Raw genomic sequence first — 12,642 nt, 5'->3', positions numbered from 1 at the left:
GCGCCGTCGCGGCGCGTCCGGCCCCTCGGCGATCGACCAGTTGCTCCAGCGCGGGCGCGCGAGCTTCGGCGGCGGGGGCGGCGGGCCGGACTTCCGCGTCGGCTCGTTCGGCGGCTGGGCGGCGCTCGCGGTGATCCTGCTGTGGATCGTGCTGACGAGCGTCCATACGATCGGGCCGCAGCAGCGCGGCGTGATCACGCGCTTCGGCAAATATGTCGGTACGCTGCAACCGGGGCTCGGCATGTCGCTGCCCGCGCCGATCGACATGGTCCGCAAGATCGACGTCGACAATATCCACGCGATCGAGATCGACAACGGCCCCGCCGAGGGCGACGCGCAGGGCGGCCAGAACCTGATGCTGACCGGCGACGAGAATATCATCGATCTCGCTTATTCGGTGCGCTGGAACATCCGCGATCCCGAACTCTATCTGTTCGAGCTGGCCGATCCCGACGGCACGATCCGCGAGGTCGCCGAGAGCGCGATGCGCGAGCAGGTCGCGCGCGTCAGCCTCAACGATGCGATCGGATCGCAGCGCAGCCAGATCGAATCGCGCGTCGCGCAGCGCATCCAGGAACTGCTCGACGGCTATCGCGCGGGCGTCAGCGTCCAGGGCGTCGCGATCCGCCAGGCCGATCCGCCGAGCGAGGTGATGGACGCGTTCAAGGAAGTCTCCGCCGCGCAGCAGCAGGCGCAATCCTATCTCAATCAGGCGCGCGCCTATGCGACCCAGGTCGATGCCAAGGCGAGCGGCGAGGCGATCGCCTTCGATCAGGTCTATGTCCAGTATAAGCTCGCCCCCGAGGTGACGCGGCGGCGGATGTATTATGATACGATGGAAAAGGTGCTGGCCAAGAGCGACAAGACGATCGTCGAGGCGCCGGGCGTGACGCCCTATCTGCCGATCCAGCCCAAGGTTTCGCCCAAGTGAATCCCATCGAGATCATCCGCCGCAACCCGATGCTGTGGGGCGGGCTGCTCGTCGTGCTGATCGCGATCGCCGCCAGCGTGTTCATCGTCGTGCCCGAGACCAAACAGGCGCTGATCCTGCGCTTCGGTTCGCCGAGCCGGATCGCCAACGGCTATGATCCGCGCGAGGAATTCGGCCGCACCGGCGCCGGCATCGTCACGCGGCTGCCGTTCGCTGAGAGCGTCGTCTGGGTCGACAAGCGCGTGCTGGATTTCGACATGGAGCGGCAGGCGGTGCTCTCGACCGACCAGCTCCGGCTGGAGGTCGATGCCTTCGCGCGCTTCCGCATCATCGATCCGGTGCGGATGTTCGTCTCCGCGGGCAGCGAGCGGCGGGTGGCCGAGCAGTTGAAGCCGATCCTGGGATCGGCGCTGCGCAACGAGCTCGGCAAGCGCCAGTTCGCCGATCTGCTCAGCCCCGAACGCGGCGAGCTGATGGAGCATATCCGCGTCGCGCTCGAGCGGGTCGCCAGGCAATATGGCGCCGAGATCGTCGACGTCAGGATCAAGCGCGCCGACCTGCCCGACGGCACGCCGCTCCAGAGCGCGTTCGAGCGGATGAAGACCGCGCGCCAGCAGGAGGCGCGATCGATCGAGGCCGAGGGCCGGCGCGAGGCGCAGATCATCATGGGGCAGGCCGATGCCAATGCCGCCAAGGTCTATGCGGGCAGCTTCGGCAAGGATCCTGCCTTCTACGATTTCTACCGGGCGATGCAGTCCTACCGCTATACGTTCGGGACCGACGATCCGACCGCGCGCGGCGAATCGCAGATCATCCTTTCGCCCGACAATGATTATCTGCGCCAGTTCAAGGCCGGGGGGAGCGCGGGGCACTGAACCTAGCGCGTTCAATGAACGTTCAGCCCGATATCGACAGATCGATCCCAGTAATTCGTGCCTGCCGCCCCTCCCTTCCCCCGGGCGAGCAGTTTCCCAGGAGAGAAATCAAGTGCGATATGCCTATGCCGTGACCGCCGCGATGCTGCTGGGCGGCGCCGCCGCTACCGTGGCGCTCCAGCAGCCGCTGGGCGCGCAGGTCGCGCAGAATGCGCCGTCGCAGATGGCGGCGGTGGCGCCGCGCGGCGCGCCGATGAGCTTCGCCGATCTCACCGCCAAGCTACAGCCCGCCGTGGTCAACATCTCGACGACGCAGAAGGTGCAGGTCCGCCAGCAGCAGTCGCCGTTCGCGGGGACGCCGTTCGACGAATTCTTCAAGCGCTTCGGCGGGCAGCAGGGCGGGGATGGCGGCAACGGCGCGCCGGCGACCCCGCAGACGCGCGAGGCGGTATCGCTGGGATCGGGATTCCTGATCTCGGCCGATGGCTATATCGTCACCAACAATCACGTCATCTCGGGCGTGCCGACCGATCAGGGCAAGGTGACGATCTCATCGATCACCGTCACGCTGACCGATCGCAAGGAATATAAGGCGACCGTGGTGGCGAAGGACGCCGCATCCGATCTCGCGGTGCTCAAGATCGACGCGACCGGGCTGCCCTTCGTTCAGTTCGGCGATTCGACGCGGACGCGGGTCGGCGATTGGGTGCTGGCGATCGGCAATCCTTTCGCGCTGGGCGGCACGGTGACTGCGGGCATCGTCTCGGCGATCCACCGCGCGATCGGCAACGCCGGCCCCTACGATCGCTATATCCAGACCGACGCGGCGATCAACCAGGGCAATTCGGGCGGCCCGATGTTCGATCTCAACGGCAATGTCGTCGGCATCAACACGGCGATCTTCTCGCCGACCGGCGGCAACGTCGGCATCGGCTTCGCGATTCCCGCCGAGCAGGCCAAGCCCGTCGTGCTGGCGCTGATGAAGGGCCAGAAGATTTCGCGCGGCTATCTCGGCGTGCAGATCCAGCCGGTCGACGACGATATCGCCGCGGGCCTTAACCTGCCCAAGAACCATGGCGAGATCGTCGCGCGAGTCGAGCCCAACCAGCCGGCGGCGAAGGCGGGCATCCAGCAGGGCGACGTGATCACCAAGGTCAACAATGTCGACGTCACGCCGGACAGCACGCTTTCCTACATCGTCGCCGGGCTGCCGGTCGGCGCGAAGGTGCCGATCCAGATGATCCGCGACGGCAAGACGATCAATGTCGTCGCCACGGTGGCGCAGCGGCCGCCCGAGGAGCAGCTCGCGCTCAACGACGGCGATGACAGTGATCAGACGCCCGACGGCCAGCAGGCGCCGGCATCGGTGAAGAACGCGCTGGGCGTATCGCTCCAGACGGTGACGCCGGCGCTCGCGCGCCAGCTCCAGCTTACCGCGCCGATCGCGGGCGCGGTGATCACCAATGTCGATCCTTCGAGCGATGCGGGCGCCAAGGGGCTCCAGCCGCGCGACATCATCGTCGCGATCGGCAACCGCCGTATCGCCAGCGCCGCCGATGCGGCGACGGTGATCCAGGCGGCGCAGAAGGCGGGGGTCAAGACCGTGCTGCTGCTCATCCAGCGCGGCAACCGGCCCGCGCAATATATCGGGATCGACCTGATCGGGAAGTGAGGCGGGATCGGTGACCCGCCGGCCTTCCCCCTCACCCCAGCGAAGGCTGGGGCCAATGCCTTTATCTTCGTGACGCGGCGCTCGATCGGTGGAGAGAGATGCCAGCTTGCGCTGGCATGACGGCGATGGGGTGAGGTAGCCGCATCACGATCTGGCGTCGGCGCTTTTCGGAGACTAGATTGTGCCGATGGCCACCACGCTCGACAAACCCGCCGTCCCCACCGTCAGCCTCGCCGCGCAGGATGCCGATCCCGAGGCGTTCGCGCGGGCGCTGGGCGGATCGTTCGAGCGTTATGGTTTCGCGATCGTCGCCGATCATGGCGTCTCGCCCGCGCTGATCGCCGAGGCGGAGGCGAAGGCCAAGGCGTTCTTCGCGCTGCCCGAGGCGGTGAAGCGCGCCTATCATCTTAAGGAAAGTGCTGGGCAGCGCGGCTATATTCCGTTCGGGATCGAGACCGCCAAGGGCGCCAAGGCTTATGATCTCAAGGAATTCTGGCATGTCGGGCGCGAACTGAGCCCCGGCGATCCGCTGGAAGCGGTGATGCCGCCCAACGTCTGGCCCGGGGAGGTGGAAGGCTTTCGCAGGGCCGAGCTCGCGCTGTACGATGCGCTGGAGACGGCGGGGCGCCGGCTGCTGAGCGGGATCGCGCGCTATCTCGGCCTCGCGCCCGATTTCTTCGATGCGACGGTGGCGGACGGCAACAGCGTGCTGCGGCTGCTCCACTATCCGCCGATCGGCGCCGATGGCCCCAACATCCGCGCGGGCGCGCACGAGGACATCAACACGATCACCCTGCTGCTCGGCGCCGAGGAGGCGGGGCTGGAGCTGCTTGATCGCAACGGCGACTGGCTGCCCGTGCAGCCGGGGGCGGGCGAGCTGGCGGTCAACGTCGGCGACATGCTCCAGCGGCTGACCAACGATGTGCTGCGATCGACGACGCATCGCGTGATGAACCCGGCGCCCGAGCGGCGCGGGCATGCGCGCTATTCGATGCCCTTCTTCCTGCACTTCCGCCCCGATTATCGGATCGAGACGCTGCCGCAATGCGTGAGCGCGGAACGGCCCGATCTTTATCCGCAACCGATCACCGCGCACGATTATCTGTTCGAGCGGCTCAGGGAGATCAAGCTGGCATGAGGATGTTCGGGATCGTCGTGGGGCTGATCGTCGCTTCACCCGCGGTGGCGCAGATGAGCATGCCCGAGACGGCGCCGGTGTGCGTGAAAGCGGAGGTCGTGCCGGGGTTCGAGGCGTGGGGGAAAAGCGCGGGCGCGGCGCAACTGGCGATCGGCGGCGCTTCGACGCTGGCGCTGGCGCCGGCCGACGCGGTGAAATTCTCGCCGCCGCTCAATCGCGCGGCCGCGCCGGGGGACTTCGGCGGGGTCTACGGGATCACGATCGTCAAGGGGGGCACCTATCGCTTCGCGCTGGCGCCGGGCGCATGGATCGACGTGATCGCCCGGGGCGAGCGCCTGCCTTCGGCGGCGCATACGCACGGGCCGGCCTGCTCAGGGATCGCCAAGATCGTCGATTATGCGCTGGAGCCGGGGGATTATGTCGTGCAATTCTCGGCGGTGAAGGTGCCGAAGCTCGCGGCGATGGTCGTGGCGCGCTGAGGGCACAGTCTGATCGTCATTATCGTGAAAGCGGAGCCTGGAGGTTGGCGCATGACTCTGCTCCTCCCCTGGCAGGGGAGGTGGCATCGCGCAGCGATGACGGAGGGGTGTAGCCTCTCGATAGCGTGTCACCCCTCCGTCTGGCTTCGCCAGCCACCTCCCCTTCCAGGGGAGGATTGTCGCAGAGGCTATCCTGTTCAACTGCACGTCACCCCGGCTCAAGGCCGGGGTGACGAGAGTTCAGACTCTAGCTCTACGGGTTCCCGCTTTGCGGGATGACGGAGCGTGGGGCGGTTTTCGTCCGCTGCTTCAGCCGATCGGCCGGCAGGCGGGCCAGCGGACCTTCACCAGATCGCCGCAGGTCGAGACCTGTACCGAGCCGTCCGGCCCGATGAAGATGCCGTAATCGACGATCGGCTTGGGCCCACAGCGCGCGACCCACATTTCGAGATTCTTGTACGGCCCCTGATAGCCGAGCTTCAGCACGCGGCGGCACCATTGATCGCTCCCCGCGATCGCGCCGCGGATCGCGGCGGCGCGCTGGATCGGCTGGAGGGTCAGCATGCGGCGCGTGAAGTCGCTCGCTTTGGTCTGCGGCATAGGCGGCGCGTCTTGCGCGGCGGCGGGGCCGGCGGTGAGCAGGGCGATCGCGGCGAAGGCGGCGGCGGTGCGTTTCATGGCGGGTCTCCTCATCAGCCCCGCCCCCGATAGCCGGGCACGCCCTGATCGGGGAGCCACAATCCCTCCGGCGGCGAACCGGATTGCCAGAAGACGTCGATCGGGATGCCGCCGCGCGGATACCAATAGCCGCCGATCCGCAGCCAAAGCGGCCGCATCTCGGCGACGAGGCGCTCGGCGATGCCGACGGTGCAATCCTCGTGGAAGGCGGCATGGTTGCGGAAGCTGCCGAGGAACAGCTTGAGCGACTTGGATTCGACGATCGTCTCGCCGGGGGCATAATCGATCACGAGGTGCGCGAAATCGGGCTGGCCGGTGACGGGGCAGAGCGAGGTGAATTCGGGCACGGCGAGGCGGACGAGATAGGCGCGGCCGGGGCGGGGGTTGGGGACATAATCGAGCCGGGCTGCCTCGGGCGAGGCGGGAAGGGCCGAGGATTGGCCGAGGTGCGTGATGCTCATGCCCGCTGTTTAGGCGGGCATGGTGTATCCGTCATGCCGAAACCTAATGCTTCACTGTGTCGGCGGCGTTGCCGATCGCGTTGCCGGCGTCTTCGAGCGCGTTGCCGGTGGCGGCGCGTACGTCGGCGGTGGCGTTGCCGATGTCGGCCATCGCATTGTCGGTCGCGGCGCTGGCATCGTTGCGCGCGGCGTCGAGCGTCGCGGCAGCATTGTCCTGCGTCTGCTGGCTGCATGCGGCGAGGCCGAGCCCGAGAGCAAGGGCGAGGATGATCGGGTGGCGCAACGGCATTCTCCTATGGTGTGTCGGTGGCCGAACGCCGAACCGCGCGCGCGGTTGCCTCGGATGGGGCGGAAGCCCTAAGCGAGGGCCATGGACCTGCTCGTTTCCACCGACTGGCTTGCCGCGAACCTCGGCGCGACCGACCTCAAGCCGATCGATGCGACCTATTTCGCGCTGGAGCCCGAGCGCGACGCGGCGGCGGAATATGCGGCGGGACATCTGCCGGGCGCGCTGTTCCTCGATCTCGAGCATCTGAGCGACGCCGGCGATCCCGTGCCCGGGCAGGCGCCGGGACAGGCGCAGATGGCGGCGCGGCTGGCGGCACTGGGGATCGGCGAGGGCGACCGGATCCTGCTCTACGACCAGGCGCCGCACAAGACGGCGGCGCGCGCATGGTGGCTGCTGCGGCTCTATGGCCTAAGCGATGTCGCGCTGCTCGATGGCGGGCTGGCGAAGTGGCGCGCCGAGGGGCGGGCGATCGAGACGGGCGCGGCGGGCGATCCGGGCGGCGGCGGGGTGCCGATCGAGCGGCAGGGCGAGCGGGTGCGGAGCTTCGCCGAGATGTGCGCGATCGTCGCGGCGGGGGAGACGCAGATCCTCGACGCGCGATCGGCGGCGCGGTTCACGGGCGCCGAGCCCGATCCCCGGCCCGGGGTTTCGGCGGGGCATATTCCGGGGAGCCGCACGCTGCCTTACGCGCGGCTGTTCGAGCCCGACGGCACATGGAAGCGCGGGCCGGCGCTGGCGGCCGAATATACGGCGGCGGGGATCGATCTCGACCGGCCGGTGGTGACGACATGCGGATCGGGGGTGACGGCATCGATCCTGCTGTTCGGGCTGGCGCTGCTCGGGCGCGACGATTGGGCGCTGTACGACGGATCGTGGAGCGAATGGGGGGCGCGGCCCGAGACGGCCAAGGCGGTGGGACTGTGAACGACGACGCCGGGAGCGACGGGCCCGGCAGCGACGGGTATCGGCCCGCGACCAAGCTCGTCGAGGCGGGGCGGCGCAAGGAATGGACGCGCGGAATCGTCAACCCGCCGGTGTGGCGGGCATCGACGATGCTGTTCGACGATTGCGCGCACCTCAAGGCGGCGAGCAAGAATCCCAACGCCGGCCTCTATTACGGGCGGCGGGGCGCGCCGACGCAATGGTCGCTGGCCGAGGCGCTGACCGAGCTGGAGCCGGGGGCGGCGGGGACGATCCTCTATCCTTCGGGGACGGCGGCGATCGCCCAGACCCTGCTCGCATTGCTCAAGCCCGGCGACGAATTGCTGATGGTCGACAGCAGCTACGAGCCGACGCGGGTGTTCTGCGCGACGATCCTCAAGCGGATGGGGATCGCGACCCAATTTTACGATCCGCTCGCCGACGCCGGGGCGATCGCGGCGCTGTGCACCGAGCGGACCAAGCTGATCTTCCTCGAGAGCCCGGGCAGCCTGACCTTCGAGGTGCAGGACGTGCCGGGGATCGCGGCGATGGCGCGGGGCCGGGGGATCGCGACGGTGCTCGACAATACCTGGGCGACGCCCTTGCTGTTCCCCGCGATCGCGCATGTCGACGTCTCGATCCTCGCCTGCACCAAATATGTCGTCGGCCATTCGGACGTGATGCTGGGATCGGCGACCGCGCGGCCGGGCCCATTCGAGCGGGTGCGGACGACGGCGCAGCGGCTGGGCAATTGCGTCAGCCCCGACGACGCCTTCCTCGCGGCGCGGGGGCTGCGGACGATGGGTGTCAGGCTCAAGCAGCATGAGGCCGGCGCGCTGGCGGTGGCGCGCTGGCTCGAGGCGCGGCCCGAGGTGGCCCGCGTGATCCATCCCGCGATCGAGGGCTGCCCCGGGCACGATCTGTGGAAGCGCGACTTCCTCGGCGCATCGGGGCTGTTCGCATTCGAGCTTGCCCGTGCGGACGAGGCGGCGCGCGCGCGGCTGATCGATTCGCTGAGCTTGTTCGGGATCGGCTTTTCGTGGGGCGGGTTCGAGAGCCTCGCGCTGCCGATCGATCCCGCGCCCATCCGCGAGACCAGGACATGGCCGACGGGGGCGCTGGTGCGCATCCATATCGGTATCGAGGATCCGGCCGACCTGATCGCCGATCTCGACCAGGCCTTCGCTCGACTATGATCGGTGCGGGGCAATATCGGTGTCGCGGCGCGAAAGTCATTCTCGCGCTGCCGTTGCTCGCGGCGATTTCGACGGCCGCGCGCGCGCAGGATACCGCGCCGCCCTCGCCGTTCACCATCGCCGGCGGCGCGACGCTGACGAGCGATTATCGCTTCCGCGGCCTGTCGCGGAGCGATACCCACGCCGCCATCCAGGGCACGCTGAGCCTAAGCCACGCATCGGGCCTGTACGTCGGCACCTGGGGCAGCTCGATCGACGATCATGTCGCGGCGGGCAGCGATCAGGAGATCGATCTGTACGGCGGCTATAGGACGCGCTTCGGCGGCTGGACGTTCGACGGCGGGCTGCTCTATTATTATTTCGCGGGCAACGCCAAGAACAGCAATACCGATTTCTTCGAACCCTACCTCAATGCCTCGTACATGCTGGGGCCGGTTGGCTTCAAGCTCGGCATGAACTACGGCGTCGGCAGCAGAGCGCTGTCGTGCGTCTATGATCCTCGCTGCCGCGCCAAATCGCGCGAGGACAATCTCTACACTTATGTCGAGGTTTCGAGCGGGATCCCGAACAGCGGCGTGACGCTGACGGGCCATATCGGCGAGACTATGGGGCGTTCGTACCTGACCAACGGCCTCAAGAACTATACCGACTGGAGCCTGAGCGCGGGCTATACTTGGAAGGCGCTGACCTTGAGCGTTTCCTATGTCGATACCGATGTGAGGAAGCGCGAGATCGTCTCGCCTGCCGGGCGGAACATCGGCGGGGCGGGCGTGGTCGGCGCGGTTTCGGTCGCCTTCTGAGCCGAGCGCCGGACGCGTTCCGCGTTCCGGTTTCCGAACAAAAAACGATCATAGCGCAAACAAACGCTTGACAGCGCGCCGCTGTTATGGCATAACTCAGGAACGCTGAGGAATTGCGGGCGGCGGAGATCGGCCCCGTTCGATCGGGTTCGGCGGAGCCGGCCCGCTTCGGCTTGGCGAAACAGGCACAGTGAAAAAGACGGCGAGGCCGGAGATGCGCGGGGGCTTTAGGGCTCATGGCGCCGCTCCGGCTTCGTCGTGTCTGGAGGATCGATGGACGAGCAGGAAGCGGTGCGCACCGAGGCGTGTGCGGCGGAGGCGGACGTGCGCGTCGACGGGATCGGGGCTGCGATCGGCGCCGATGGGGATGCGCGCGCGGTATCGGCCAAGCGGCGGGCGCGAGGAGCCAATGGGCGGTGGCTGCCCGATGGGGCGCGCGCGGTCGTCCCGATCGAGGCTGCGAAATCCTCCTTCTCGGGAGGGGGGCCGTCCGCGGGGCGGGGGAGCGGCATCGCGCCGACGACGGCGCACTCCGCCGCAACCGGCGATACCCCTCCGTCACGCCTGCGGCGTGCCACCTCTCTTGCCAGGGGAGGAATGCGGGGCGGCAAGCGGGCGGGCCGGACACGCGCCAAGGCGAAGCGCGTTCAGGTGCGCTGGTCGGCGCGGCGCGAGGAATTGTTCCTGTGCACGCTCGCCGAGACCAGCAAGGTCTGCGAGGCGATCCGCGCCTCGGGGCTTTCGGAGACCAATATCTACCGCAAGCGCAGGCAATCGGCCGACTTCCGCGCCAAATGGCTCGCGGCGCTGCGCGAGGGCTATGCGCGGCTCGAGACGATGATGCTGGCGCGCGCGCTCAACGGCGTCGAGAAGCCGGTCTATTACGGCGGCAAGCTGGTCGGCACGATGATGGAATATAACGACCGCACCGGGTTGTCGCTGCTGCGACACCACCGCGACACCGTGAGCGGCACGCGCGAATTCACCGCCGAGGTGCCGATCGAGGAATTGCGCGCGCGGCTGAAGGCGAAGCTCGGCGAGATGAACTCGCGGATGGGCGGGGCGGGGTAGGCGTCATGCAATTCGATGCGGTCTTCGTTTCGGACCGTCCGGGAAAGGCGGAAGTGCCGTCCAACGGTCTAGCCGATGCGCTGGGCGATGCGCTATGCACTCTCACGTATCGTCGAGTCTCGGCGGTCGCGGAAGGACGGATACCGTTGGCGAAGAACACCGGCGATGGTTCGCGTAAGGGCGCGGTGAAGGCGCGGGTACAGGCGCTCAATCCCGTGACGGAGCGCTACGTAAAGATCGATACGAACACTGGCCGTATCGTCGATCACAAGAAAACCGAAGGCCCTTACAAGGGCATCCGTCTGGTCAGCGCTAGCAAGAAAAAATAGGTGCCGTTGGTTTTTTCGCCATTGTCGGACGAGGTAATCGCGCTTCCGCCGCGCAGCTTGTTTCCCCGCCACGGTTTTTTGATGCGACAAATCGGCGAGGCGCCGCAGATCGACACCGATATGGCGGAAGCCGTATCCGGTTTGCTGGAGGCCCGTGGCTACGGGTTGAAGGATGCCGACGCCTCGACGGGCAGCAAAGACTATTTGGAACGCATCCTGGGCCTCATTCGAGGGACCGGACTCACCATTGCCGTCTTTTCGCACCAGACGCGACCGACGGCGCTAGCGAACATCATGCTTGAGCTGGGCTTTGCCGCCATGTGCGGCAAGCCGCTGATGATCGTGAAGTCAAAGGACGCGCCGGCGCCATCCGACCTGAAGCGGACGGACTGGATAGATTATGACTTCGCCGATCCGGTGAACTTCGAACGCAAGGTTGGCCAGGCTCTCGACGAAATCGAAGCACTGGCTGAATTTGAGGAGCAATTGCTCGATCTCGCGCTCGATGCGCCATCGATGGACTGTGCCGTCGCTTTCGAGCGCGCTCACCGCGCTTTTCTTCTCGCTGGACAGCCCGAGATGCTGGAAAAGGCAGAAAGCATTCGCGATCGGATCGCTGGGGTTCGAAACATCGAAACCGTCGCGGACCTGAACCGCCTTCATGACGAGATTGCGATGTTCGTGAAGCAAGGTCGGCGTTGCCGGCTTCCCAGGGTGGCCGATTAGCCGGCGCTCGCGTCTTTAATGTTGATGACCAGCGGCGACGGCCCCAACATATCGACGTAATCAAGGAGACCAGCGTGACCGAAGTGGCCGATGTCGATCGCGGCGTGGTGCTGCCGGCGGGGCATTCTCGGGTCGAGGATTGGGCGCAGTTTCGGAAAGGCGCGCGCGACACGCGGATCGATCTAGCGCCCATGCAGACGTTACTCAGCATGCTGGAAAGCTGGGCGATGACGATGCGCGTGGCGCAGGCGCCGCCCGAGGGCGACTGGCGGACGTGGCTGATCATGGCGGGGCGCGGATATGGCAAGACGCGCGCGGGCGCCGAATGGGTGCGCGAGCGCGCCGAGAATGACGGGCGGGTGCGGATCGCGCTGGTCGCGGCGACGCTGGCCGAGGCGCGCGCGGTGATGGTGGAGGGCGAGACGGGGCTGCTGGCGATCGCGCCGGACGACAATCGGCCCAGGTTCGAGCCTTCGAACCGCAAGCTGATATGGCGCGACGGCGCGCAGGCGACGCTCTATTCGGCGGGCGAGCCGGAATCCTTGCGCGGGCCGCAGCATCATTTCGCCTGGTGCGACGAGATCGGCAAATGGGCGCGGGGCCAGGAGGTGTGGGACAATCTGGCGATGGGCCTCAGGCTCGGCAGCGATCCGCGAACGGTCGCGACGTCGACGCCGCGCGCGGTGCCGCTGGTCCGCAAGCTCGCGGCGCTGGCGACCGAGGACGGGCCGGTGCGGATGACGCGCGGGCGGATGATCGACAATCGCGCGCACCTGGCGACGGCGTTCATCGAGACGATGGAGGCGAGCTACGGCGGCACGACGATCGGGCGGCAGGAACTCGACGGCGAACTGATCGAGGAGATCGAGGGCGCGCTGTGGAGCCGGGCGCTGATCGAACGCTGCCGCGTGGCGGCGGCGCCCGCCGCGGTGCGCGTGGTGATCGGCGTCGATCCGCCGGCGGGGGCCGATGCGACGAGCGACGCGTGCGGGATCGTCGTTGTGGCGCTGGGCGAGGATGCGCGCGCCTATGTGATCGCCGATGCGAGCGTGAAGGGCGCATCGCCCGAGGGCTGG

Annotated in this window: 15 protein-coding genes; 12 read left to right on the top strand and 3 right to left on the bottom strand. The window is 67.5% G+C overall.

The window, feature by feature from the left end; all coding sequences use genetic code 11:
- The 5 genes from hflK to HUU94_RS06765 all read left to right on the top strand — a co-directional run.
- The coding region (gene hflK / locus HUU94_RS06785; RefSeq protein ID WP_174274341.1) for an FtsH protease activity modulator HflK at nt 1-931 on the top strand (931 nt) is incomplete at its 5' end.
- A 29-nt stretch (nt 932-960) separates the two neighbouring features.
- Nucleotides 961-1,806 carry a protease modulator HflC gene (hflC, locus tag HUU94_RS06780; protein ID WP_174274344.1) on the top strand — a complete coding sequence of 282 codons (846 nt, stop codon included), beginning with the start codon at nt 961-963 and terminating at the stop codon, nt 1,804-1,806.
- Between the two features lie 112 nt (nt 1,807-1,918).
- Entirely contained in the window at nt 1,919-3,478 is a 1,560-nt protein-coding gene (locus HUU94_RS06775; protein ID WP_174274340.1) for a Do family serine endopeptidase, read from the top strand.
- Nucleotides 3,479-3,665: 187 nt separating this feature from the next.
- Entirely contained in the window at nt 3,666-4,616 is a 951-nt protein-coding gene (locus HUU94_RS06770) for an isopenicillin N synthase family dioxygenase (RefSeq protein WP_174274339.1), read from the top strand.
- Nucleotides 4,613-5,095, top strand: a complete 483-nt coding sequence (locus tag HUU94_RS06765; protein WP_174274338.1) for a homogentisate 1,2-dioxygenase — start codon at nt 4,613-4,615, stop codon at nt 5,093-5,095. The genes HUU94_RS06770 and HUU94_RS06765 overlap by 4 nt, the downstream gene beginning before the upstream one ends.
- Nucleotides 5,096-5,404: 309 nt before the next feature.
- On the opposite strand, the gene HUU94_RS06760 is transcribed toward HUU94_RS06765, so the two are convergent.
- Genes HUU94_RS06760 through HUU94_RS06750 form a run of 3 tightly spaced genes read right to left on the bottom strand, consistent with a single transcriptional unit; the run spans nt 5,405 to nt 6,517 of the window.
- Nucleotides 5,405-5,773, bottom strand: coding sequence for a hypothetical protein (locus tag HUU94_RS06760; RefSeq protein ID WP_174274337.1), 369 nt, complete (start codon nt 5,771-5,773; stop codon nt 5,405-5,407).
- 14 nt (nt 5,774-5,787) lie between these two features.
- Nucleotides 5,788-6,234, bottom strand: a complete 447-nt coding sequence (gene queF, locus HUU94_RS06755) for a preQ(1) synthase (protein WP_174274336.1) — start codon at nt 6,232-6,234, stop codon at nt 5,788-5,790.
- Between the two features lie 43 nt (nt 6,235-6,277).
- Entirely contained in the window at nt 6,278-6,517 is a 240-nt protein-coding gene (locus tag HUU94_RS06750; RefSeq protein ID WP_174274335.1) for a circumsporozoite protein, read from the bottom strand.
- 87 nt (nt 6,518-6,604) lie between these two features.
- On the opposite strand from HUU94_RS06750, the gene HUU94_RS06745 reads away from it, so the two are divergent.
- The 7 genes from HUU94_RS06745 to HUU94_RS06715 form a co-directional block, all read left to right on the top strand.
- Nucleotides 6,605-7,447, top strand: coding sequence for a sulfurtransferase (locus HUU94_RS06745; protein WP_174274334.1), 843 nt, complete (start codon nt 6,605-6,607; stop codon nt 7,445-7,447).
- On the top strand, nt 7,444-8,640 hold the full coding sequence (gene metC, locus HUU94_RS06740) for a cystathionine beta-lyase (protein WP_254602009.1): 1,197 nt from the start codon (nt 7,444-7,446) through the stop codon (nt 8,638-8,640). Before HUU94_RS06745 ends, metC begins: the two co-directional genes overlap by 4 nt.
- Nucleotides 8,637-9,440 (top strand): TorF family putative porin, encoded by an 804-nt coding sequence (locus HUU94_RS06735; protein WP_174274332.1) that lies wholly within the window; start codon nt 8,637-8,639, stop codon nt 9,438-9,440. The genes metC and HUU94_RS06735 overlap by 4 nt, the downstream gene beginning before the upstream one ends.
- A gap of 273 nt (nt 9,441-9,713) precedes the next feature.
- Complete coding sequence (locus HUU94_RS06730) at nt 9,714-10,511, top strand: hypothetical protein (RefSeq protein ID WP_174274331.1); 798 nt, start codon at nt 9,714-9,716, stop codon at nt 10,509-10,511.
- A 5-nt stretch (nt 10,512-10,516) separates the two neighbouring features.
- Entirely contained in the window at nt 10,517-10,840 is a 324-nt protein-coding gene (locus HUU94_RS12665; RefSeq protein ID WP_217429579.1) for a hypothetical protein, read from the top strand.
- Nucleotides 10,841-11,566 carry a hypothetical protein gene (locus HUU94_RS06720; protein WP_174274330.1) on the top strand — a complete coding sequence of 242 codons (726 nt, stop codon included), beginning with the start codon at nt 10,841-10,843 and terminating at the stop codon, nt 11,564-11,566.
- 191 nt (nt 11,567-11,757) lie between these two features.
- Nucleotides 11,758-12,642: terminase large subunit domain-containing protein (locus HUU94_RS06715; RefSeq protein ID WP_174274342.1), on the top strand; the 885-nt coding region annotated here is incomplete at its 3' end.

This window comes from Sphingomonas bacterium (assembly GCF_903644055.1).
Taxonomy (GTDB): domain Bacteria; phylum Pseudomonadota; class Alphaproteobacteria; order Sphingomonadales; family Sphingomonadaceae; genus Sphingomonas_I.
This window is presented reverse-complemented; position numbering and strand designations above follow the sequence as displayed.

Excerpts from the sequence above, each read along its gene's own strand:
- hflC (WP_174274344.1), top strand. The coding sequence starts at position 961 with ATGCTGTGGGGCGGGCTGCTCGTCGTGCTGATCGCGATCGCCGCCAGC.
- HUU94_RS06765 (WP_174274338.1), top strand. The coding sequence starts at position 4,613 with ATGAGGATGTTCGGGATCGTCGTGGGGCTGATCGTCGCTTCACCCGCG.
- HUU94_RS06770 (WP_174274339.1), top strand. The coding sequence starts at position 3,666 with ATGGCCACCACGCTCGACAAACCCGCCGTCCCCACCGTCAGCCTCGCC.
- HUU94_RS06745 (WP_174274334.1), top strand. The coding sequence starts at position 6,605 with ATGGACCTGCTCGTTTCCACCGACTGGCTTGCCGCGAACCTCGGCGCG.
- queF (WP_174274336.1), bottom strand. The coding sequence starts at position 6,234 with ATGAGCATCACGCACCTCGGCCAATCCTCGGCCCTTCCCGCCTCGCCC.
- HUU94_RS06760 (WP_174274337.1), bottom strand. The coding sequence starts at position 5,773 with ATGAAACGCACCGCCGCCGCCTTCGCCGCGATCGCCCTGCTCACCGCC.
- HUU94_RS12665 (WP_217429579.1), top strand. The coding sequence starts at position 10,517 with ATGCAATTCGATGCGGTCTTCGTTTCGGACCGTCCGGGAAAGGCGGAA.
- HUU94_RS06730 (WP_174274331.1), top strand. The coding sequence starts at position 9,714 with ATGGACGAGCAGGAAGCGGTGCGCACCGAGGCGTGTGCGGCGGAGGCG.
- HUU94_RS06735 (WP_174274332.1), top strand. The coding sequence starts at position 8,637 with ATGATCGGTGCGGGGCAATATCGGTGTCGCGGCGCGAAAGTCATTCTC.